General features: G+C 42.1%; 19 protein-coding genes. 15 read left to right on the top strand and 4 right to left on the bottom strand.

Translation table 11 applies throughout. The features are described from left to right. The first annotated feature begins 557 nt into the window (after nt 1–557). The 4 genes from ABWT76_RS15165 (at nt 558) to ABWT76_RS15180 (ending at nt 2608) form a co-directional block, all read left to right on the top strand. Entirely contained in the window at nt 558–1559 is a 1002-nt protein-coding gene (locus ABWT76_RS15165) for a hypothetical protein (RefSeq protein WP_054464321.1), read from the top strand. Between the two features lie 281 nt (nt 1560–1840). Then, nucleotides 1841–1972, top strand: a complete 132-nt coding sequence (locus ABWT76_RS15170) for a hypothetical protein (RefSeq protein ID WP_255353128.1) — start codon at nt 1841–1843, stop codon at nt 1970–1972. A 31-nt stretch (nt 1973–2003) separates the two neighbouring features. Continuing rightward, nucleotides 2004–2234: a DUF433 domain-containing protein gene (locus ABWT76_RS15175; protein WP_054464322.1), complete on the top strand. Its 231-nt coding sequence runs from the start codon at nt 2004–2006 to the stop codon at nt 2232–2234. Between the two features lie 59 nt (nt 2235–2293). Beyond that, on the top strand, nt 2294–2608 hold the full coding sequence (locus ABWT76_RS15180) for a DUF5615 family PIN-like protein (protein WP_255353134.1): 315 nt from the start codon (nt 2294–2296) through the stop codon (nt 2606–2608). 407 nt (nt 2609–3015) lie between these two features. Here the strand turns inward: ABWT76_RS15180 and ABWT76_RS15185 are convergent, their stop codons facing one another. After that, nucleotides 3016–4293: an aspartate aminotransferase family protein gene (locus tag ABWT76_RS15185; RefSeq protein ID WP_190877508.1), complete on the bottom strand. Its 1278-nt coding sequence runs from the start codon at nt 4291–4293 to the stop codon at nt 3016–3018. Between the two features lie 377 nt (nt 4294–4670). On the opposite strand from ABWT76_RS15185, the gene ABWT76_RS15190 reads away from it, so the two are divergent. The 3 genes from ABWT76_RS15190 (at nt 4671) to ABWT76_RS15200 (ending at nt 5976) form a co-directional block, all read left to right on the top strand. Continuing rightward, on the top strand, nt 4671–4961 hold the full coding sequence (locus ABWT76_RS15190) for a hypothetical protein (RefSeq protein ID WP_190877510.1): 291 nt from the start codon (nt 4671–4673) through the stop codon (nt 4959–4961). Nucleotides 4962–5280: 319 nt separating this feature from the next. After that, on the top strand, nt 5281–5571 hold the full coding sequence (locus ABWT76_RS15195) for a hypothetical protein (RefSeq protein ID WP_190877512.1): 291 nt from the start codon (nt 5281–5283) through the stop codon (nt 5569–5571). Continuing rightward, nucleotides 5572–5976 (top strand): type II toxin-antitoxin system VapC family toxin, encoded by a 405-nt coding sequence (locus tag ABWT76_RS15200; protein WP_190877514.1) that lies wholly within the window; start codon nt 5572–5574, stop codon nt 5974–5976. Between the two features lie 347 nt (nt 5977–6323). On the opposite strand, the gene ABWT76_RS15205 is transcribed toward ABWT76_RS15200, so the two are convergent. Next, nucleotides 6324–6713, bottom strand: coding sequence for a hypothetical protein (locus ABWT76_RS15205; RefSeq protein ID WP_190877516.1), 390 nt, complete (start codon nt 6711–6713; stop codon nt 6324–6326). Between the two features lie 371 nt (nt 6714–7084). Here ABWT76_RS15205 and ABWT76_RS15210 point away from each other — a divergent pair, with 371 nt between their 5' ends. The 4 genes from ABWT76_RS15210 to ABWT76_RS15225 all read left to right on the top strand — a co-directional run bounded on the left by ABWT76_RS15210 (nt 7085) and on the right by ABWT76_RS15225 (nt 13841). Further along, the gene (locus tag ABWT76_RS15210; protein WP_190877518.1) at nt 7085–8467 is read left to right on the top strand and encodes an ATP-binding protein; all 1383 of its coding nucleotides are present in this window, start codon (nt 7085–7087) and stop codon (nt 8465–8467) included. A gap of 135 nt (nt 8468–8602) precedes the next feature. Further along, nucleotides 8603–9472 carry a 16S rRNA (cytidine(1402)-2'-O)-methyltransferase gene (gene rsmI / locus ABWT76_RS15215; protein ID WP_054464329.1) on the top strand — a complete coding sequence of 290 codons (870 nt, stop codon included), beginning with the start codon at nt 8603–8605 and terminating at the stop codon, nt 9470–9472. A gap of 552 nt (nt 9473–10024) precedes the next feature. After that, a complete protein-coding gene (locus tag ABWT76_RS15220) occupies nt 10025–12067 on the top strand; it encodes an amylo-alpha-1,6-glucosidase (protein ID WP_354636373.1) in 2043 nt (680 codons plus the stop codon). A 634-nt stretch (nt 12068–12701) separates the two neighbouring features. Further along, nucleotides 12702–13841, top strand: coding sequence for a diguanylate cyclase domain-containing protein (locus tag ABWT76_RS15225; protein ID WP_354636374.1), 1140 nt, complete (start codon nt 12702–12704; stop codon nt 13839–13841). A gap of 96 nt (nt 13842–13937) precedes the next feature. On the opposite strand, the gene ABWT76_RS15230 is transcribed toward ABWT76_RS15225, so the two are convergent. Continuing rightward, nucleotides 13938–14948 carry an oxaloacetate decarboxylase gene (locus tag ABWT76_RS15230; protein ID WP_354636375.1) on the bottom strand — a complete coding sequence of 337 codons (1011 nt, stop codon included), beginning with the start codon at nt 14946–14948 and terminating at the stop codon, nt 13938–13940. Between the two features lie 54 nt (nt 14949–15002). Between ABWT76_RS15230 and ABWT76_RS15235 the strand changes: the two genes are divergently transcribed. Then, a complete protein-coding gene (locus ABWT76_RS15235; protein ID WP_190877524.1) occupies nt 15003–15395 on the top strand; it encodes a DUF3119 family protein in 393 nt (130 codons plus the stop codon). Between the two features lie 619 nt (nt 15396–16014). Beyond that, nucleotides 16015–17031, top strand: coding sequence for a DUF3086 domain-containing protein (locus ABWT76_RS15240; protein WP_369817660.1), 1017 nt, complete (start codon nt 16015–16017; stop codon nt 17029–17031). Between the two features lie 213 nt (nt 17032–17244). Here ABWT76_RS15240 and ctpB read toward each other — a convergent pair whose 3' ends face one another. Continuing rightward, the gene (ctpB, locus tag ABWT76_RS15245) at nt 17245–18555 is read right to left on the bottom strand and encodes a carboxyl-terminal processing protease CtpB (RefSeq protein WP_054464333.1); all 1311 of its coding nucleotides are present in this window, start codon (nt 18553–18555) and stop codon (nt 17245–17247) included. A gap of 746 nt (nt 18556–19301) precedes the next feature. On the opposite strand from ctpB, the gene ABWT76_RS15250 reads away from it, so the two are divergent. After that, on the top strand, nt 19302–20126 hold the full coding sequence (locus ABWT76_RS15250; protein WP_199317270.1) for a hypothetical protein: 825 nt from the start codon (nt 19302–19304) through the stop codon (nt 20124–20126). Nucleotides 20127–20296: 170 nt separating this feature from the next. Further along, entirely contained in the window at nt 20297–20929 is a 633-nt protein-coding gene (locus ABWT76_RS15255) for a YdcF family protein (RefSeq protein WP_354636376.1), read from the top strand. Nucleotides 20930–20948 lie beyond the last annotated feature (19 nt).

The raw sequence follows: 20948 nt of genomic DNA on the forward strand, positions 1-20948 counted from the left end.
AAGTCCCGTCTTTATCAGTCTTTTTCCGCCCTTTTCCGTCTTGTCGATTGTGTCTGTGTCAGATGACAATAGAGATTATGTGAGCGTATAGCATTTTTCAATCAGACAGATAATTAATCTGTCATTATTTTTGATTGTTGATGCAGAAATCCAAGGAAAATCCAGAATATGCAACCTGTCTAGAAAAATATTGTTAGAAAATAGAAGGGGGTGCAGAAAAACTCGCCTAGATACCCAAAGATTAAAGTAGCGCGGGACAAGGCTCATAACTTATGATCTTATCATAGGTGATAACGGCACTGGGAGAGAAGATATCTTACAGGATATCGTGCTGCCATTGGCATTGGTGACAGGTCGAATTTGAGATATTATACCCGATTTTGACTGGAATGGTTTTCTTTCTGGTCGCGATTAAATCTGATTATAATAGTCTAAACTGCGGGCATCCCATCTTTGTAAAAAGACTTATTCTTACTCTTTTCTCTATCCTCTCTCCTCTTTCTTACAATACAGAAAATGATCCGGTCTAAAATCAAACTTACAGGGTAGTTAAATTAATGAATATCGAATTTGGTCAGGTTCAGGAATATAATGGAAGAGGCTTTGGCTTTGTAAGCCGCACCCTTAAGAAAACAAATCAACGCAGTAGTAAAGGTGTTTGGTTTCACATAAGTAAAATTAAGTATGATTATCCACAACTGGCGGAACAGTTAGACTCTGGGTGTGTAGAAAATGTTAGCTTCTGGTACGAAATCGAGCATACCGAACGCGAAAAAGTTAGTCTAATTTGGCTAGATGCTAAGGATATCCCCGAACCTCATAAAACTGATTTAGTTGCCTATATGGAGAAAATTTGGTGTGATATTGACAATTCGGCACCAGAATGGCTAGGTGAAATTACAATTGCTTTAGTTGGAGAAAATCAAAAAAATGAGTTAACTCAGAAACGTAATGACCTAATTAATCAGCGGCAAGAATTAGAGCAAAAAAATCAAACAAGCCAGCCATCTATACTTGAAAAAATTAGAAAATATAGACTTGAGGCAAGGAGCAATGAAGAACCTCAACGGGTTTATATTGGTTTGCCAGAAAATTTTGTCAATCGTGTATTTTGGGTTGCAGATATATATCGAACAAATATTCAGTCACATGAACCTGGTGGTTATGATGTGGTTGTCGAATATGATAATGAAGTGGTACGTGGCTATGATCGGATTAAAACGCCATCAGCTTATATTGCCAGCTTTTTTTATGGAGAAATAGTGAAAGTTTATGCTAGAAAAACCGCAGACGAAGACGAATATTCTACTGCTTCTTTTGAGGAAGTCTGGAATATTGAATCTTCTAAGGAAGATCCTTGTGAAGCATTAAAAATTTTTCAGCAAAAACAAGAACAAAAAAATAAACCTTCTCTCTTACAAGTTTCGGGAATCTTTGAAAGTCAGGATGAATTTGAAACATTCGATTCGGGAGATGTTTGGGAAAGTTGGTACAATGAAGACGAGGGTCAGTGGTATTTTGGAGAATGTCCTGAGTGTAATATCCCAGATAGAGATTGATTTACATTGGGGTTTATAACGGTTTTTAAGTAATGGTAGGGTGCGTTAGGCGGGGATAATATTTTGCGGAAAATAAATAATCTCTAAGTCCGCCTAACGCACCAAATCATCGGCATAATCATCGACCCATTATCGAAAATTTTTATTGATTAAATTATCGGATTAATATTATATAATTAGGTGCGTTACGGCGCGATTGTAAATTATTGGTTGAAGTTTGAAATTATTTCGCGCCTAACACACCCTACGCTGAATTATCGCATTTATTTTTAGAAGAAAATATGGTGCGTTACGGCGCGATTTTCAAGGGTTGGTTTGAGTTAAAGATAGTTTCGCGCCTAACACACCCTACCCTGAATATGTGCGATCGCCTCTTTCCCCCCAAACAGCGATCGCCTGATGATATAATTTAATCAAAGCTTAATCAAAGCCCTAATTTTTACTATGAAAACATTAACTAGAATTACTCTTAATCCCCAAGTTATGGGTGGTAAACCTTGCATTCGAGGGATGAGAGTAACCGTAGGAGCGATCGTTGGTCTAATGGCCTCCGGTCACACCCCCGCTGACATTTTGAAAGCCTATCCTTATTTAGAAGAAGCCGATATATATGAAGCCCTAGCTTATGCAGCTTGGCGAGTAGAAGAACAAGAAGTACCCCTGATGGTGACATGAAAATATTAATAGACATGAACCTATCACCGGATTGAGTTGGGATTTTTGCTAAATATTCAATTGAGTCAGTTCACTGGTTAAATGTGGGAGATCCAGCCGCCATAGACCAAATAATTATGAATTGGGCTAATACTAACGGCTATATTGTTTTCACTCACGACCTGGATTTTGGCATACTTCTAGCCACTACCCAAGCTACCGCTCCAAGTGTAATTCAAGTAAGAACGCAAGATATCTTACCTACTACCTTGGAAAATATCGTAATTCAAGTTCTGCGTCAGTTTGAATCCGAATTAGATCGCGGTGCTTTAATTACGATCGATCCCGCTCGTTCTCGAGTTAAAATTTTGCCGATTATTCCATCTAAGTCATAATTATGATGTGCGATTCCCGTCTCTGGATCCGCTGCGCGGAATCGCCTCTTTTCCCACAAGGAAAGAACCGGGTTTTTTCGATAAATTTTGTTAGTTAATCCCTGCAATGGAATAAAAACCCGGTTTCTCAACTAAACAGCGATCGCCTCTTTTCCCACAAGGAGAGAACCGGGTTTTTTCGATAAATGTATGCTTGTCAACCTAGATGTTGGGTAAAAACCCGGTTTCTATTCGTGAGCGATCACCCTTTCACGCTCTATTTTTCTCCAACTGACTCAAGTCATATCGACTTTATAACTATCTTCAGCAGTCAGCTATTAGCCCCTGATACCTGATCGCTGACTGCTGATAGCTAGAATGAATTAGTGAATCACCACCAAAAAGCTTTAGACCCTTTAGAAGACCCTTTAGACCAGTTGCGCGATCGCCGTTTCAAACAGTTGCAAAGCTCGATCGATTTCTGCGGCAGAAACAATTAACGGAGGAACAAAGCGCACCACTTTCAGGCCTGCGGGAACTAACAGCAATCCTTGAGAAATTGCCGCTTTCACCAGGTCAGTAGAAGCGATCGGGCTATCTGCCTTTAATTCCAAACCATTAATCAAACCCCAGCCGCGCACTTCCTCCACCAGAGTGGGATATTTAGCGGCGATCGCCTGTAAACCTTGGCGCAACTGTTGCCCCCGGTCTTGGACATTCGCCAGTAAATTTTCGCTTTCCAAAGTATGACAAACCGCCAAAGCGACCGCACAAGCAAAGGGGTTGCCGCCAAAAGTGCTGGCATGATCCCCCGGTTTAAACACATCACAATGGGATTTGCACAACAGCGCCCCAATGGGAATGCCACCGCCCAACCCTTTGGCAGAAGTAAAAATATCCGGTTCAATGCCCAGATTTTCATAACCCCAAAGTTTGCCAGAACGTCCCATTCCCACTTGGACTTCATCCAAAATCAGCAAAATGCCTTTTTCATCGCAAATTTGGCGAATTGCTTGGAAATAAGCCACGTCACCGGGACGGACACCCCCCTCTCCTTGCAAAGCTTCCAGCATAATGGCCGCCACGCGCCGTTTTTCGCCCCCGTCGAGTTGGGCGATCGCGGCTTTAATCGCTTCCAAGTCATTAAACGGCACATAGCAAAATCCGGGCACCAGGGGATCGAAATTCTTCTGATATTTAGGTTGACCCGTAGCTGTAATAGTGGCCAAAGTCCGCCCGTGGAAACTCGCATGGGCAGTTAAAATCACTGGGTCGTCAATATTTAACACCGTATGGGCGTATTTGCGGGCCAATTTAATCGCCCCCTCGTTCGCTTCGGCCCCGGAATTGCAGAAAAAAGCGCGATCGGCGCAAGAACGATCCACCAACCACTGAGCCAACTGACCTTGTACCGGGATATAGTACAAATTAGAAACATGGTGCAATGTTTGCATTTGCTGCGTCACTGCCGCCACCATTGCCGGGTGAGCGTGTCCTAGGGTACAAGTAGCAATTCCCGCCACAAAATCTAGATATTCTTTCCCGTCCGTATCCCATACGCGACAGCCGTCGCCTTTGGTCAAAGCAATGGGAAAACGGCCATAAGTTTCCATCACCGCATCGTCAAATTCAGCCGCACTAAAGGAGTTAAACTCCTTTGAAGTCGAGGTGACAGAAGGTTTTTGAGTTAAAGTTTCTGGAGTCACCGGCAGTTCCTCTCATCATAATTTCAATGCCTTATTCGGATTTAGTATAGTGAAAAGCGATCGACAAGACTGTTATGTGCGATCGGACTCTCACGAATTATTTTGTTATTTGTTGTTGGTTGTTTGTTGTTGGTTGTTGGTTATTTGTTGTTAGTTATTTGTTATTTGTTGGTGGTTGCCGATAAGGAGAAAAACGAACTAACCATCACGAATCAGTCATCAGTCATAACCATAGTCATAACCATCAAAAATTGGAGAAAATCCTGTTAAGAGTTATAATGATTCCAGGGTAAATGCTTTGGTACTTGGCAGCATCCCATATTTGGACAAAACAATCATTTTCCCAGTCAAAAATATTATTTTGCGGAGGCTTGAACATGACTCAAATTACTAACCATAAAACCAATAGTCAAAAATTAACGCAAATTGTCGAAACCTTAATTGACAATAATCCGATTTACCAAGAAAACTTAGATCGCCAGGAAATTATTCTGATGATTAATCAAAATTTTAATCCGGTAGCCATTCCCGACCTGAATAGCATCTCTGAGGAAGAATTAACTAAAAGGATTAAAAGAATTTTGTCTTTAAATTTAGTCTCAGGAATGCTCAATGATTTTACTCCAGAGCAAATGCGACTTTTTGATGAATCGGTGAAGCGAGGGTAAATGGGTTATTTATTAGATACTAACATTGTTTCTGCATCCCTCAAACAAAATATCAAATACCAAATTCCGTTCTCACAACCCGTTTATAAAGCCATCTGTCATTCCCGCGAATGCGGGAATCCACAATCGACAAGCGTTTTAGGAGATTATCGTAGGGGCGAGCAAGCGAATCGCCCCTATTATCAGAACCGGATTTGGTATTAAAACTACTCTCTAACGACCTATAAATATTTGTGATTCAGGCAATAGAAAATTTCTGTAATGTGTAAAAAATCATTGTCACACCCAGTCAAAGATATTATTTTGCGGAGGCTTGAACATGGCTCAAATTACTAACCATAAAACGAATAGTCAAAAATTAACGCAAATTGTCGAAACCTTAATTGACAATAATCCGATTTACCAAGAAAACTTGAATCGCCAGGAAATGATTCTGATAATTAATCAAAATTTTAATCCGGTAGCCATTCCCGACCTGAATAGCATCTCTGAAGAAGAATTAACCAAACGGATTAAAAGTATTTTGTCTTTACATTTAGTCTCAGGAATGCTCAATGATTTTACTCCAGAGCAAATGCGACTTTTTGATGAATCGGTGAAGCGAGGGTAAATGGGTTATTTATTAGATACTAACATTGTTTCTGCATCCCTCAAACAAAATATCAAAATCAACTTAAAACTACAAGAAGTTAGTGGTTTTAAAGTCGATATTTTTATTAGTGGGATAACTTACTATGAAATCCAAAGAGGTCTGCTCAGAACTAATGCCACCAAAAAGCTGGCTTTATTTGAACAATTTTGTCAAGATTATCCCATTTTATTTTTAGACCATCTAAGGATTTTTCAAAAAGCATCAGAAATTCATGCAGATTTAACCCGTCAAGGGAGGATTATTCAAGATGCAGATATTTTGATCGCCGCTACTGCGATGATTCATGGATTAATTTTAGTTTCCCACGATTCTGACTTAACTAGGGTTAAAGACTTACAGCTAGAAAATTGGTTAATAGCGTAAACCTGTAGGGGCGAAGCATTCCGGCAGATAAATTATTGGTTAAAAGCAGAAACTTTATCCCGGAATGCTTCGCCCTCACTGCGGTAATGCTTCGCTAACGCCCTACCAATATTTGTGATTCAGGCAATAGAAAATTTCTGTAATGCGATCAAAGAAGGAATAAATACTTTTATTTAAATCAGATTTTTCTTCTTTTTATCCACACTACTGCCATGATTACCTTAAAAATGTAAGTTGGATTGACAAAGAAAACTTCCAACATGAGTCTTGCAATTGTTGGGTTTCGTCGATGGCATACCCAACCTACAATAATGCTACAATAATGCTAAAAATTATCAGTTAAAGCTTTAGTGCAATATCCTTTCTATTTCAGAAAAAATATCTTTTCTAAATTCACCTGATGAATACATGCCAAACCCAGCCGTCACTAGCATAGGCCAAGCAATAAACCAGGCTATGCCTAAAGATGCTAACTGTTTGCGAATGTCTCCATCATCTATTGTAACAACTACTGATTTATCCGTATTACTGAGTTCAATATTGTATTCAAAAACCAACCCAGAAATTTGTCTAAAAAAGCCAGTTTTGTTTACAGAAATAATATAACGATCGAGATGCCATTCCTTTCGCTTAACCGAGAAATTGTGGGCTGACAACAACCAGTCTGCTAACTTACTGCCTAAATCCTCGATACTCGTGGAATGTATGTTTTTGATTGTACGGACTTGGACACTCATAAACACTCCTTCTTCTGTGACTTCTTCTGTGAGTTGTTATTTACACTCTTAGAAAGCTAAACGCTATAGATGCCTATCTTACTACTTCACAAACTGATAATTACCACACAAAATGCGGTGGGTTAATCATTGATTAAGCAAATCAGTCAATTTAGGATGATTTGCTTAATATCTGACATTATACTTTGTCATTTTTAGATTGGGTTGAAATTGAAGTGGCATTTAGTGGGAAAATTAGATTGGCGGGATTTAGTGTGATATAGTGGGATTTAGTGGGGCGGTTTGGTTCTCGGTTTACAAAAGTTAAATTTTAGTGGCAAACAGTGGGTTTTGGTGCCAAAAATCAAAAAAATGAGGAGGGAAAAACATCTATGGATATTCAAGAATTGTCAAAATGGACGGATGAGCAGGTATTCGCTAAAACCGGACAACATCTTGATTCTTTACAAAAATCTATATTAGAAAGTGTTTTACAATATAAAAATTTTCAAAACATTGCCAACCAAAATGGATATAGTTACGATCATGTCAAAAAAGAGGGGGCAAAATTATGGAAACTTCTCTCTGGCGTTTTTGATGAAGCTATTGAGCAAAGCAATGTGCGGGCGATTTTAGAAAATAAAGCTGGATCTACTATTTACAGTTTTGGGGATTCATCGTTAATTATTAGTAATCATAATATTAAGAAAAATCATGTGAATATTTGTAGGGGGAATCCCCAGATTTTAGAGGATACAGAAAAGCGATCGCCCTCTGTGCCAGTTCCCAATAAAGTTCCGCTTGTGGATCTAACCACCGCCCCAGAATTAAACTATAATTACGGGCGCGATTCAGAAATTTATACTCTGAAATCATGGATGGTCGATGATCGGGCTCGGTTAATTACAATTTATGGCTTAAGTGGGATGGGGAAAACCGCTTTGATTCTTAAATTAATCTCAGAAATTCAGAGAAAATTTGATTATATTATTTATCGGGGTCTTGAACCTTTGCCTAAACTGGGGAAGCTGAAAGACCACCTGACGCATTTTTTGGCTGAATCCTCAGCCAGTCCCTTGCCAGAAATTATTGATTATTTTCGTTCATCTCGTTGTTTAGTAATCCTGGATAACGTGCAGCATCTTTTTAAACCAGGTCATTTAGCGGGTCATTATTTAGCAGAATATAAAGATTATCATAATTTTTTTCAGCAAGTGGCGACCTCCTCTCATCAAAGTTGTTTGATTTTAAGTAGTTGGGAGAAACCTGGAGATATCGAGACTTTAGAAAAGGAAAACGAGTACACAAAATCCTTAAAGATTGAAGGCTTAGGAGCATCGGCTAAAGATATTTTTAGACAAAAAAAGTTACAATATGAGTCAATCTGGGATGAATTAATCCAGCGATATCAAGGTCATCCGGGTTGGTTAAATATTATCTCGGCAACAATTCTGGAGTTATTTGACGGCAGGGCTGCTCATTTGATTGAAAGAGAGGAGTTGTTTTTAGGTGATATAGAAGCAAAATTAGAGTTTCAGTTAGATCGGTTATCAGAATTAGAAAAAAAGGTGGTTCACTGGTTGGCAATTCAAGATGAGGCGATCGCAATTTCCCAAACCTATGCTAATCTGGAAGTATCTCAAAGTAAATTTTGGCAGATTATGCAATCTTTAAATAGACGCTGTTTAGTAGAAAAAGTCGCCGGACAAGAACCTGCAAAATTTCAGCTAAATTCTATTGTTAAAGCCTATCTAGGGTTTTCATGTTTGATGTAAAGCATCAATCCGGTGCGTTACGGCGGTGAAATGCCGATGATTCTGGTTGATGCCTAATTTTCATCTCACCGCCTAACACACCCTACATTATTTTTATCTCTATAAACCAAGAACAAAGAACCAATAACCAAGAACATGAACAGTGAAGTAACCGCAGGAATTCTCTATATTGTCGCCACACCGATTGGCAATTTGGAAGATATCAGTTTTCGGGCTGTGCGAATTTTGCAGTCAGTAGATTATATTGCGGCGGAAGATACGCGGCATACAGGAAAATTACTGAATCATTTTCAAATTAAAGTGCCGCAAATTAGTTATCACGAACATAACCAAAAACAAAGAATTCCCGAATTGCTGGATAAGTTAAAAGCAGGGAAAAATATTGCGGTAGTCACCGATGCGGGAATGCCGGGAATTTCCGATCCGGGCTATGAAATGGTGACAGCTTGTATTGATGCGGGGGTGAATGTGGTGCCCATTCCGGGGGCAAATGCGGCAATTACTGCTATCAGTGCGGCAGGATTACCCAGCGAAAGATTTGTGTTTGAAGGTTTTTTGCCGACGAAAGGAAAAGAGCGCCAACAGCGATTAGATTTGTTAGAAACTGAGTCCCGGACGATTATTTTATATGAGTCGCCCCACCGCTTAGAGAAAACTTTGGCAGATTTGGCTAATTGTTTAGGAAGCGATCGCCCGATCGCCCTGGGTCGAGAATTAACCAAACTCCATGAAGAATTTTGGCGCGGCACCATTGGAGAGGCATTATCCTACTATCAATCCGTGCCACCGCAAGGGGAATTTACATTAGTTATTGCCGGGAAAAGTGAAGCAACAGAGGAAATTTCTGACACCACCCTGAAAACCGAGTTAGAAAACTTATTAAAACAAGGAATATCCCGCTCTGAAGCTACAAAAATCATGGCCGAACGAACCTCTGTTTCTCGGCGCAAGATTTATCAGTTAGCGTTACTAATCCCAGAAAGCAATGAAGGGGAAAATGATTAGCTAATTTTAGCATTAGCCCAATTTTAGCATACAGCAATTTTCTCCGCGAGTAAACCACAAAGTATTTGTAGGCGCGAAGCATTCCGGCAGAAGTTTGATGCTTAAAATATTAATGTACGGACGTCCTTGCGAAGCATAATCCGTCAGCCCTTATGCCTTATGGCCAGAAAGCCCCTACGGAATGCGCGGGTCCTACCGTGGTTCAGTAGGGGCGAAACCGCTGTAATTATCGGAAAATGCTGAAGATATCCTCCCAAATCAGCCCGTCGGATGATGGCAAAAGTCTATTCAAGGGGGGATATCTCCATAATTAGTTACTTGTACGGGTAATTCCAGGAAGTCGATCGCTTTTAGCCAGAAATAAACAAACACAACAATGATATAATTTACTCCTGAGTATTAATGCGGAACAAAAACCGGAATTTTGGCCGAAAAAAAATATCGTTAACCATAAAAGTTTGGTTTACAATAGTTTTGCGAGGGTAAATTCTTAACCGTCTACCTGAAACGCAACAAACTACAAGGAGATAGAGGCGATCGCGAGTAAATCTTATGAAATTTGGACGAGAAATTTGTGGCAATACCATATTGGCTGAAACAAGGGAATGGCTTGTCACCAATGGCATTGGGGGTTATGCTTCCGGCACGATCGCCGGGATGCTGACTCGACGGTATCACGGGTTACTCATTGCCGCACTCAAACCACCCGTGGAGCGAACTTTATTTCTGACTAAATTAGATGAAACCGTTGAGTACAACGGTCAATTTTATCCCCTGTTTACCAATCGTTGGGCTGATGGCAGCATCAGTCCCCAAGGGAATTTATATTTAGAAAGCTTCCACCTGGATGGAAATATTCCCGTTTGGCGATTTGCTTTGGCAGATGCTTTGTTAGAAAAACGGATTTGGATGCAGCAAGGGGAAAATACCACTTACATTTCTTATCGGTTACGCCGGTCCACTAAACCAATGAAACTGGCGATCGCCACCTTAGTCAATTACCGGGAACACCATCAGCAAACCCATGCCCATGACTGGCAAATGACCATGACCTCTGTAGAAAACGGCGTTTGTATCAGTTGTTCGGCCAATAATGAGATATCTTTATATTTACGCAGTTGTACTTCCTTTGCACCAGAAAAAGCAACCGGGGTGAAAATCGAACCCGTGCATCGGTGGTATTATGGCTTTTGCCTGAATCAAGAACACGATCGCGGACTAGACTATTGCGAAGATCATCTGCAAGTTGCCACCTTTCGGGCGGAACTGCAACCGGAAGAGTCTTTCACTATTGTCGCCAGTACGGAAGAATTCGCGAATTTAGATCCAGAGCAAAGCTTAAAAGCCCAAAAAAAATACCATAAACATCTGATTAAACGTTCTTACCAAAAGCAAGGAAAAAGCAAAGAGACAAAAGCTTATCGTTTAGCCAAAAAAGCCCCGAATTGGATTAAACAATTAGTCTTAGCCGCTGACCAATTTATTGTCAATCGTCCTTTACCAAATGTCCCGGAAGGGAAAACCATCATTGCCGGTTATCCCTGGTTTAGTGACTGGGGACGAGATACCATGATCGCCCTGCCCGGTTTAACCCTCTGTACCGGACGACCAGAAATTGCTCGCACCATTCTACAGACCTTTGCGACCTTAGTTGATCGGGGGATGTTGCCCAATACCTTTCCCGAAGCCGGACAAACTCCCCATTACAACACCGCAGATGCTACTTTATGGTATTTTGAGGCGATTCGCGCTTACCATGAGGCGACGGGTGATATCCAGTTGGTGCGAGAACTTTGGCCGGTGTTAAAGGATATTATTGACTGGCATCGTCGGGGCACCCGCTATAACATTCATGTCGATCCCTGTGATGGCTTAATTTATTGTGGGGAGTCCGGGACTCAACTCACTTGGATGGATGCCAAAGTCGGGGATTGGGTGGTGACACCTCGGATCGGCAAACCCGTAGAAGTAAATGCCCTGTGGTACAACGCCCTGCAAATTATGGTGGAATTTGCCGACTTGATGTATTATCCGGCTGCCGAATATCAGCAAATGGCCGAACAAGCGATCGCCGGGTTTGCCCGATTCTGGAATCCCGAATTAAACTACTGTTACGATGTAGTTGATGGGCCGCAAGACCACGATGACTCTTTGCGACCGAATCAGATTTTTGCCGTGTCTTTGTGTCATAGTCCTTTAACTCCAGCCAAACAACGCGGGGTGGTTGATAGCTGTGCGCGATCGCTCCTGACTTCCTACGGACTCCGCAGCCTCAGTCCAGATCATCATGCCTATAAAGGTTATTACAAGGGCGATGCCTTTGAACGGGATGGGGCTTATCACCAGGGAACGGTTTGGGGGTGGCTGCTGGGGCCTTTTGTCCTCGCCTATCTTCGGGTTTATCACCAGCCAAAACAAGCTCTGATGTTTCTCGAACCAATGGCTCATCATTTAATGGATGCTTGTGTCGGTAGTCTCAGCGAAATTTTTGATGGCAATCCCCCCATGCGTCCCAAAGGGGCGATCGCCCAAGCTTGGACCGTCGCCGAAGTGCTGCGGGCTGCTGCCTATTTGAAAATTAAACAGTCAAAATAGAGCTATTGGTCAAAAGTGAATAGTGAATAGTGAATAGTGAATAGTGGTATTTCATTGAAATGCATCACTTTTCACTCTTCACTTTTCACTCTTTAGAGCTATTGGTCAAAAGTGAATAGTGAATAGTGAATAGTGAATAGTGAATAGTGAATAGTGAATAGTGAATAGTGAATAGTGAATAGTGGTATTTCATTGAAATGCATCACTTTTCACTCTTCACTTTTCACTCTTTTCTGTCTCCTCACGAAAAATCGTGAACTATCAATCTTTTAAAGTAGTCTATAAAATATCTCCTAAAATTTTGGCTCTGACCCTAAGAAATAGGCGAAGTTGCATCCGCAATGCTTCGCGATCGCCCTAATCACTCAGTCTCATTTGTCTACGCAATTTTACTGAGATTATTGAAGATTTGAGAGATTTTATCTCAGTAAAATCTCGGAGATGAGATTAGGGAAAACATGGTTATGGGGAAAACATGATTTTGCCGAATATCAGAGGATATACGGATTGGGGCGAATTTTGGTGGGCGATCGCCTCTGAATCAGTCAGGAAAAACAAGTCATAGCCTGATGTGGATCGCACCAAAAACCGAGAAAATGTGTTAAATTATACTGAGAGAGTTTGAGGATTAAATATGTCTAATTTAATTCATTTAAGTCAAAAATATCCTCCAGAAAAAAAAAGTGCTACTTTCATCAGATATAGCCAAAATCATCAAAATTGGCAACAATTGTTTCAATTAATCGATGATATCAAAAACCAAATCGATCACTATAGAGGAGAATACTCCCGTTTATTTGATGCACGAAAATATCAAATATTGCAAAATTTAGAAGCAAAAATAGAAAAACTAAATCAAGAGATATTTAAACATCAAGAAGAAGAACAATATTTACTAGAACTAAATGAAAAATTGCATCGATTTGCGACGATTGACAGATTAACCCAGGTAGCTAATCGGTACTGCTTTGATCGATATCTTGACCATGAATGGCATCGTTTGATTCGCTATCAAAGACCGTTATCATTAATTTTCTGTGATATAGATTTTTTTAAGCAGTATAACGATAAGTACGGACATCCAGCCGGAGATAAATGTTTACAAAAAGTAGCCCAAGCGATTCGCGGGGCTGTCAAACGTTCTACGGATTTAGTTGCCCGTTATGGGGGAGAAGAATTTGTGGTGGTTTTGCCGGGAACCGATCTATCTGGGGCGATTAAAGTGGCTTCAACCATTCGTTCAGCAGCAGAACAACTTCGGATTCCCCATAGTCAGTCGAGTGTAAGTGAATATGTCACCTTAAGTTTGGGTCTGTCGAGTATGATTCCCAATCAGGCATCTTCACCGGAACAGTTGTTAGCGGAGGCAGATGCCAAATTATATGAAGCGAAACAGTCTGGACGCAATTGTGTCAAATATTCTATGAATTGTCAGACTTGTCAACAAAATCAAGGTGAAAAAATTTCTCTCACATTGAAAGAAATCGAAAATATTAACCGCACTATAATGATTCATTGGTCTTTTGAGAAAAAGTCCATGATTAGAATTGGTCGGGCAGCGGATAATGATGTTGTGTTATATCATCCCCTGGTGTCGAGACACCATCTGAAGTTACAGTGGGTTGGCCAGACATGGGAATTACAAAGTTTCGGCCAAAATGGAACCTATATTAATGACAGAGAAGTTGAGCAAGCAGTGGTAAATGGTGGGGAAATTATCAAGTTAGCTCGCTTTGGCCCAGCGCTGCAAATTGATTTAATTAATAGTGAGTGATCGAATAGTGAGTGATGGATTCGGAAACTGGGTTTTTCAGGGGTGATGTAGAAATGTAGAAATCGCCGCTGCCCAGTTGCCGATCCAGTTTGCTTTCTAATGTTCCGAGGCTTCGGGGTGGGGCTTTGTGGTTGAGTTTGTAGTTGGGTTTGTGGTTGGGTTTGTAGTTGGGTTTGTGGTTGGGTTGACAGAAAATTCTTGTTCGAGTTGACGATATTGGGAAATGTTGATGATTTGCTCGAATTGCTGGAAGTTGAGCAAGCGATCGAAGCCCACGGTGGTGCCATGTTCTTTCAGATATTTGTAACAGTCGGCGATCGCTTTGGTGGCAGAAAATAAACCCGCCAAGGGAAATACCGCGATTTTATAGCCGAGGGCTTCTAGTTCCGGGGGCGACATGAGGGGAGTTTTGCCACCTTCAATGGCGTTGGCAAATAACGGGGCATCGGGAAAAGCTGCGGCGATCGCTTTTAACTCCTCAACAGATTGGGGCGCTTCAATAAATACAATATCGGCCCCGGCTTCAAAATAAGCCCGACCTCGGCGAATGGCCTCTTCAAGTCCTAGGGGCGCCCGAGCATCGGTGCGACCAATAATCACTAAACCACTTTCGCCTCGTGCTTTGACTGCTGCTTTAATTTTTTCAATATGTTCCTCTGCCGGAATCACCCGTTTGCCTTGGAAATGACCGCATTTTTTCGGCCATTCTTGATCTTCTAAGATCACACCAGCTACACCGAGAAGTACCGCTTCGGTGACAGTGCGAATCACGTTGAGGGGATTGCCATAGCCGGTGTCAATATCTGCAACTAAGGGAATTTTCACCCCTTGAACTATGCGACTGACACTGTAAAGCATTTCAGTGGCGGTGAGGAAGCCGTAGTCTGGCCGCCCCAAGGTGGAGGCGGAGATGCCAAACCCACTGGTAAAAATTACTTCAAAACCGACTTGTTCGGCGATTTGAGCGCTGAGACAGTCGTGAACGCCGGGACAGATTAACAGTCCGGGTTCTTGGAGCAGTTGTCGAAGTTTTTGGCCGGGAGTCATAAAGCTTGCGGTGACTAAAGGGATGGTTGGATTATGATTGAATATAAAAGCATTGACCATCTATTTTATTGATAAAAGCGTAATCTGTGTTTACCAGTTAAGAGAGGATTGCTTGTGACTACGACGAATACCCCCCAAATTAGAGAAACGATTCGACTGGCTCCTAGTTTTGTGATTCCTTTGGTATTGGCGATCGCAGCCATTCCTCTACTGCTGGTTCAAGTTTGGATTGGCTTGCCCGTTGAGGTATTGGCTGTATTTTTGTTGTTTCAAACCGCCACAATTCGCTTGGAATTTACCGAAACCGCTTTAGATGTTTACCGTTCAGAGCGACGAATTCGCCAGTTTCCCTACCAAGACTGGTCTCACTGGGAAATCTTTTGGCCTCCGGTGCCGATTCTATTTTATTTTCGCGAAGTGAATAGCATTCACTTTCTGCCAATTTTGTTTAATCCCAAAATGCTGCAAACCTGTCTAGAAGAACGCTGTCCGAGAAAAATTAAGTAAAGAATCGGTAAATTCCAAACGGGCAATCGTCAGGGTTTCGAGGGGCAGAAAAAGCGGCGATTCGAGATGAAAATGATTGCTCAAACCTGAGTAATGACTTGCGTATATATAGATGCATCTAGATGCATCTATATATACGCAAGGGTGAGAAATTGCTTAAACTATTAAAGATTTTTACTGTTGACTTATGATTTCAGAGCCAAGTCAAAACCCAGATTCATTGGCAAATAATCTAGATTTTTCCACAGCGGACGTTTGGGCGGATGCCCCCGCAGACGAACCGGGGCCAGAAGTTGTGGTAAAGGCGGCGGAAAACGAGGAAAAGGTTGTGGTGAATTTGACCCCCTCGTCAGAAGTTGAGGCATCAGAAACCGAAGCATCGGTTTCTCCGGCAGAGTCTTTACCGCTGACTGATTTAGTCGAAGACAAAGAGTTGCCGGATGAAGATTTAGGCACAGCTTCGGCGATCGCCTCGCCCTCCGCAGCGGAACCCCCGGAAGTGAATAAGGCTGAACCGATCGCGGCACCCACCCCTGTGGAAGCGATCGCACTTCAGGGGCAATCGCCAGAAATTGCTCAAGGGGAAGCCTATAAAGATATCGAGGATCAAAGAGATCGTTTGGTCAATGATGTGGCGGAATTACAACGGCAAAAAAAAGCCTTGCAAGAAGAGATTTTGCAGTTAGAAGCGAACCGGGGGCGCTTGCTGCAAGAAAATATCGCGGAACTCCAGAACACTCTGGGGCAAATGATCCAAGAGTCTTTAGGTGAGTTGCAACAACGCAAACAGGCTTTACAAATTTCTGTGGAACAACTTGAACGACGGCAAGAACGCATTCGCAAGGAAATGCAGACCACTTTTGCCGGTGTTTCCCAAGACTTAGCGATTCGGGTTCAAGGGTTTAAAGATTATTTGGTGGGGAGTTTGCAGGATTTGGTCAGGGCAGCGGAAGACTTGGAGATGTCTCCGAAACAGCGATCGCCTGAACCAGCTTCTGATGAGCGATTCCGCGAAGCGGATCCCTCAAGGGAATCGCGTTCCTCCGGGCAACCAGCCGCCAGCGGTCCGAATAACCCCGAATTTGGGAATTCGTCTTTTGAAGAACAAGCCCAGCTAATTCGGCGAATTTTAAAGCAATTTCGCACTCAACCGGACTACTACGGCCCACCGTGGCAACTGCGGCGCACCTTTGAACCCATTCACGCGGAACGAGTCTCTAACTGGTTTTTCACCCAAGGAGGACGTGGGGCTTTACGGACAATGGGCAGTCGCTTACAAAATATCTTGGTTGCCTCAGCGGTGATGTCCTGCTTGCGGAAAATCTATGGCAACCGTTTTCGGACTTTAGTCTTAGCGGATAGTCCAGAACGCTTAGGAGAATGGCGCCGAGGTTTGCAAGATTGTTTAGGCATTTCCCGCAGTGATTTTGGCCCTGAACGTGGGGTGGTATTGTTTGAGGATGCGGAAGCCTTAGTTCAAAAAGCCGAAAGATTGATTAAAGATGGTTTAATGCCACTAATTTTAATTGATGAAACTGAAGGGCAAATTAACTTAGGAGTGCTGCAATTTCCTTTATGGTTAGCGTTTGCTGCTGAACCAAAAATGTCAGCCGCCGCTGCTTCTAGTAATTGGTAATATTAGGAGACATTAGTCATATTAAAGGGCAGTCGAGCGATTGCCCCTAGTCCCTTTGTCCTAGTTTTTCCTAGTTTTTTGCTTTTTAGGCGAGCGATCGGCAAACATTGCTGACTTTTGATCTGACCTTGGATCGGCGTCTTCAAAATTTACCAAAAAAAATACAATAGCAAGAAATTTCTCTTGCTATTGTAAATAATTGGATTTAAGCATCTAGCGATACAGTGAATCTTGGACGGCAAAAGGTTGCGGTCTAATTTGGGCTTGTAAATTGGATACGGCTTGCAGATAACAAGGATCTTCGTGAGTACCGAGGAGAGATGTATTAGTGGAAGCCCGCAGTTGTTCGGCACTGTTCATGTCCACCTGAATATCCGGGGTAATTCCCTTGTGGCTAATATCAGTGCCATTAGGAGTGTAGTAGTGGGCGATCGTCACCGCTAAACCGGAACCGTCAGAAAGTTTATGCACCGATTGCACCAAGGCTTTGCCAAAGGTTTGACCCCCAATAATCGTGGCTCTGCCATTATCTTGGAGGGCACCGGCTAAAATTTCACTAGCACTGGCGGAGTTATTATCCACCAAAACCGCTAAGGGCAAGTTGGTTAAAGCTTTACCTTTGGCTGCAAAATCCTCCCCAAATCCATTGCGGTTGACCGTCCGCACGATGTCCCCTTCACTCAGCCACATTTTGGCAATGTCAATGCTGGCATATAATAGACCTCCAGGATTTCCCCGCAGGTCAAGGACAAAGGCGTCCACATTCTGCTGCTGCAAATTTTGGATCGCGCTTTTCATTTGTTCTGCCGCATGGGAACTAAATTCTTTCAAGCGGATATAGCCGATTTTGTTCGATCCTTCTTGTTGTAAGGTATAATGCACCGCTGGCAAGGCAATTCGGGCACGAGTCAGGGTGACTTCAAATTCGTGGGATCCAGGGCGAAATAGTTTTAGTTGAATTTGGGTGCCGACTTCGCCTCTAATCAATTGGGCGGCTTGATCCACCTTCATGTTATCGGTGGATTGACCGTCAATTTGCAGAATGTGATCCCCTGATTTAATTCCGGCTAACATTGCCGGAGAGTTTTCCATCGGTTCTGCTACGGTGATCCGATTGCTCTGTTGATCCAGTTGCAGCCGCATCCCTACCCCAGTCAGTTCCCCAGCGGTCTGGTTGCTCAGGGCTTGATATTGCTCTGGGTCTAAAAATCGGGTGTAGCGATCGCCCAATTCAGCGAGTGCTTGGCGTAATGCGGCATAAGCTTGCTCGGTGGAACTGTATTCAGTATTGAGCAACCGAGTTCTCACCGATTGCCAATCTACTTGATTAAAATCAGGATCGACATATCTTTGGTTAACAATTTGCCACGCTTCATCCAAAACAGTTTTCGGACTATCTTCCAGGGCGGCTAACACAGAACGATTCCAGCCCGAACTCAACGAGGATAAAGTTGCAGTGGTGGCAAGGGTTCCAGTAAATAAGGCAACTTGAAGAAAACGAAAGCCTCTTGAATATTGATTCATGAAAATTCGCTCTGACGGAGTGGACTTGATTAAGCAGTGGGTGACAACACCAGGTAAAACCTAGGAAAACCTTGTAATTTTTGAAACTTCCTAGATTTTTTTAGGGGTTGTGATTTCATCTGGTGATGAGCATACTTTATATTTTCAAAGTCTATCTGGCTTTGGAAAATATAAATTTAAGTTACTAAAAATTTAGCAGTATCATTAATCAAGATTCAAATTTAAACCCAAATTTAAATCAATGACTAAATTTGGCAATGCCGCTCAATGTTTTAAGATTAAATAGATTTAACTTGTCAAACATTGCGCTTGGCTCTTCAGCCCTAGGGTGTGATTTTTGGTACAACCCAGGAGGTGTTTTCAGGCAATATAATTACTTATGAGCGATGAAAGGATTGTTTCAGCCATTTTATTGGGTGGCCTAGTTTATCCTAACTTCAACAGTCAAATCAGATTTTCCGTAAAATCTCCAACTTGACTTAGCAGATTTTTTCGGTTTAGTCTGTGTGAGAAGCAATAGAGTACAGTAAAATTACACCAGAATTACACCAGAATTACACCAGAAATTATGTCCACATAACCGCCAGGGATTTTCCCGGTAGAAATACGGAAAGCTCCAGTCAGTGAATTGGCGCAAGCTGTCAAACACTGGTATTTTTTACTGATTATGGCTGGCGCTGTGAATCGCTGCCCTTGTTTCTAGTGTAGCTAAAATAATCATAAAAAGCAGCAGTCTGAACAAAATTATGATCGGATCACAACTCAAAACGGTTTACCCAAGGTGGTGGGAGGTCGCCAGTAATGGCGCGATTCGCGCAGCGATCCCTTCGGGAATCGCACTAGCAGCCCTTTGCGGTGTAGTGTTTATGCAGCAAAGTCGTTTGGATCGGGCTGCCCTGAACCCTCTGAGCCCACAGCAAGCGGATCAACAAGAGGCGTTACAGATCGAACTGATGAAGCGATCGCCCACGTTAGGGTTTGATAATGCGATCGCCAACTGGGCATTCATTAAGTTTATTGGCTACTTCGGTGACGAGGAACTGCGTGACCAGACTGGGTATGAACTCAATGATGATTATTTTGACTTGCTGACCCAAAGGGATCCACGCTTCATGGAAGCTTACCTATTTATTTCTTCTGCGGTTTCTTTCATGCAAGCCAAGCCGGAATTAGGGGTGAAGTTAATGCAGCGGGGAACCGAAGTGCTTTCCCCAGAAATCAACCCTAGATCCTATCTCCTCTGGCGCTATAAAGGCATCGACCAGTTATTGTTAGTTAATGATATTCCTGGGGCAATTAAATCTCACGAAATCGCCGCCGAATGGGTGAAAGGAACTCCCGATGAAAAATTTGCCTCTATCTACGCACAAACCGCTGAATTTCTCAAAAGTAACCCAGATAATACTGATGTGCGGTTTTGGGCTTGGAGTGAAGTTTATTATAGTACGGTGGATAAAAATGTGAAAGCACGGGCTGAGGCGGAACTCTTAAAACTCGGTGCCAATAAAAGGGTTGACGAAGATGGAAATATATATTTTGCTCTGCCAGTGTCGAATAATAAACAGCGGTAATGAAAGAAAATCCCCGAAAAAAACGCCGTTTTTTTTACTGGCTTAATCATAAGCTTCCTCGGTGGATTTCCTCTTGTAAAATATGGCCAAACCATTATGGATTAAAAAATCAAGGGAAAATCCGTAAGTTAATCCCTAAATTTATTTCGCTTTTATGCAGTTTTTTTCTGGTGGCGATTCTGATTTTGATTGGTTTGGTGGGCAGTTGGTGGTTACTGCTCGATCGCCCAATGTTACGAGAATCAGCGAATAGACCGATTGATAGTATTTTAGTCTTAGGCGGCAGCATTAGTCGAGAAATCTATGTGGCACAACTTGCCAAAAAATTTCCCCAAGTACCGATTTTAATTTCCCGTGGTTCTTCAGATCCTTGTATTTGGTTAATTTTTCAGACAGCCGCCGCCCCCATTCACCACGTTTGGTTGCAAAATTGTGCCACTTCTACTTTTAAAAATTACTATTTTGCTCTGCCGTTATTAAAACAGTGGAATGTGCATCATTTAAAGATTATTACTTCTGCCAGTCATTTACCAAGAGCAAAATGGTTAGCCCAAATTATTTTGGGTTCTCATGGAATTTGGACAGAAGTCGATGTGGTTGAAGAAAAAGGCATACCCGGAAATCGGGAAACATGGCTGAAAACTAGCCTAGATGTGATTCGTAGTCTAATTTGGGCAAGAGTCAGTCAATATTATAATCCTGAATGTTCCCAGTTAAAACATTTACCAGTGGTTGATTTTTCTGCTTGGAAAAAACGGGGATTTAAATGCGAGCATCAGGCAGGCTTAAACAAGAAAAATTAATCCGATCATCTTATTTCAC

Source organism: Planktothricoides raciborskii GIHE-MW2, from assembly GCF_040564635.1.
Lineage (GTDB): Bacteria > Cyanobacteriota > Cyanobacteriia > Cyanobacteriales > Laspinemataceae > Planktothricoides > Planktothricoides raciborskii.

Excerpts from the sequence above, each read along its gene's own strand:
- ABWT76_RS15165 (WP_054464321.1), top strand. The coding sequence starts at position 558 with ATGAATATCGAATTTGGTCAGGTTCAGGAATATAATGGAAGAGGCTTT.
- ABWT76_RS15170 (WP_255353128.1), top strand. The coding sequence starts at position 1,841 with ATGGTGCGTTACGGCGCGATTTTCAAGGGTTGGTTTGAGTTAAAGATA.
- ABWT76_RS15175 (WP_054464322.1), top strand. The coding sequence starts at position 2,004 with ATGAAAACATTAACTAGAATTACTCTTAATCCCCAAGTTATGGGTGGT.
- ABWT76_RS15190 (WP_190877510.1), top strand. The coding sequence starts at position 4,671 with ATGACTCAAATTACTAACCATAAAACCAATAGTCAAAAATTAACGCAA.
- ABWT76_RS15195 (WP_190877512.1), top strand. The coding sequence starts at position 5,281 with ATGGCTCAAATTACTAACCATAAAACGAATAGTCAAAAATTAACGCAA.
- ABWT76_RS15200 (WP_190877514.1), top strand. The coding sequence starts at position 5,572 with ATGGGTTATTTATTAGATACTAACATTGTTTCTGCATCCCTCAAACAA.
- ABWT76_RS15205 (WP_190877516.1), bottom strand. The coding sequence starts at position 6,713 with ATGAGTGTCCAAGTCCGTACAATCAAAAACATACATTCCACGAGTATC.
- ABWT76_RS15210 (WP_190877518.1), top strand. The coding sequence starts at position 7,085 with ATGGATATTCAAGAATTGTCAAAATGGACGGATGAGCAGGTATTCGCT.
- rsmI (WP_054464329.1), top strand. The coding sequence starts at position 8,603 with ATGAACAGTGAAGTAACCGCAGGAATTCTCTATATTGTCGCCACACCG.
- ABWT76_RS15220 (WP_354636373.1), top strand. The coding sequence starts at position 10,025 with ATGAAATTTGGACGAGAAATTTGTGGCAATACCATATTGGCTGAAACA.
- ABWT76_RS15225 (WP_354636374.1), top strand. The coding sequence starts at position 12,702 with ATGTCTAATTTAATTCATTTAAGTCAAAAATATCCTCCAGAAAAAAAA.
- ABWT76_RS15230 (WP_354636375.1), bottom strand. The coding sequence starts at position 14,948 with ATGGTCAATGCTTTTATATTCAATCATAATCCAACCATCCCTTTAGTC.
- ctpB (WP_054464333.1), bottom strand. The coding sequence starts at position 18,555 with ATGAATCAATATTCAAGAGGCTTTCGTTTTCTTCAAGTTGCCTTATTT.
- ABWT76_RS15250 (WP_199317270.1), top strand. The coding sequence starts at position 19,302 with ATGATCGGATCACAACTCAAAACGGTTTACCCAAGGTGGTGGGAGGTC.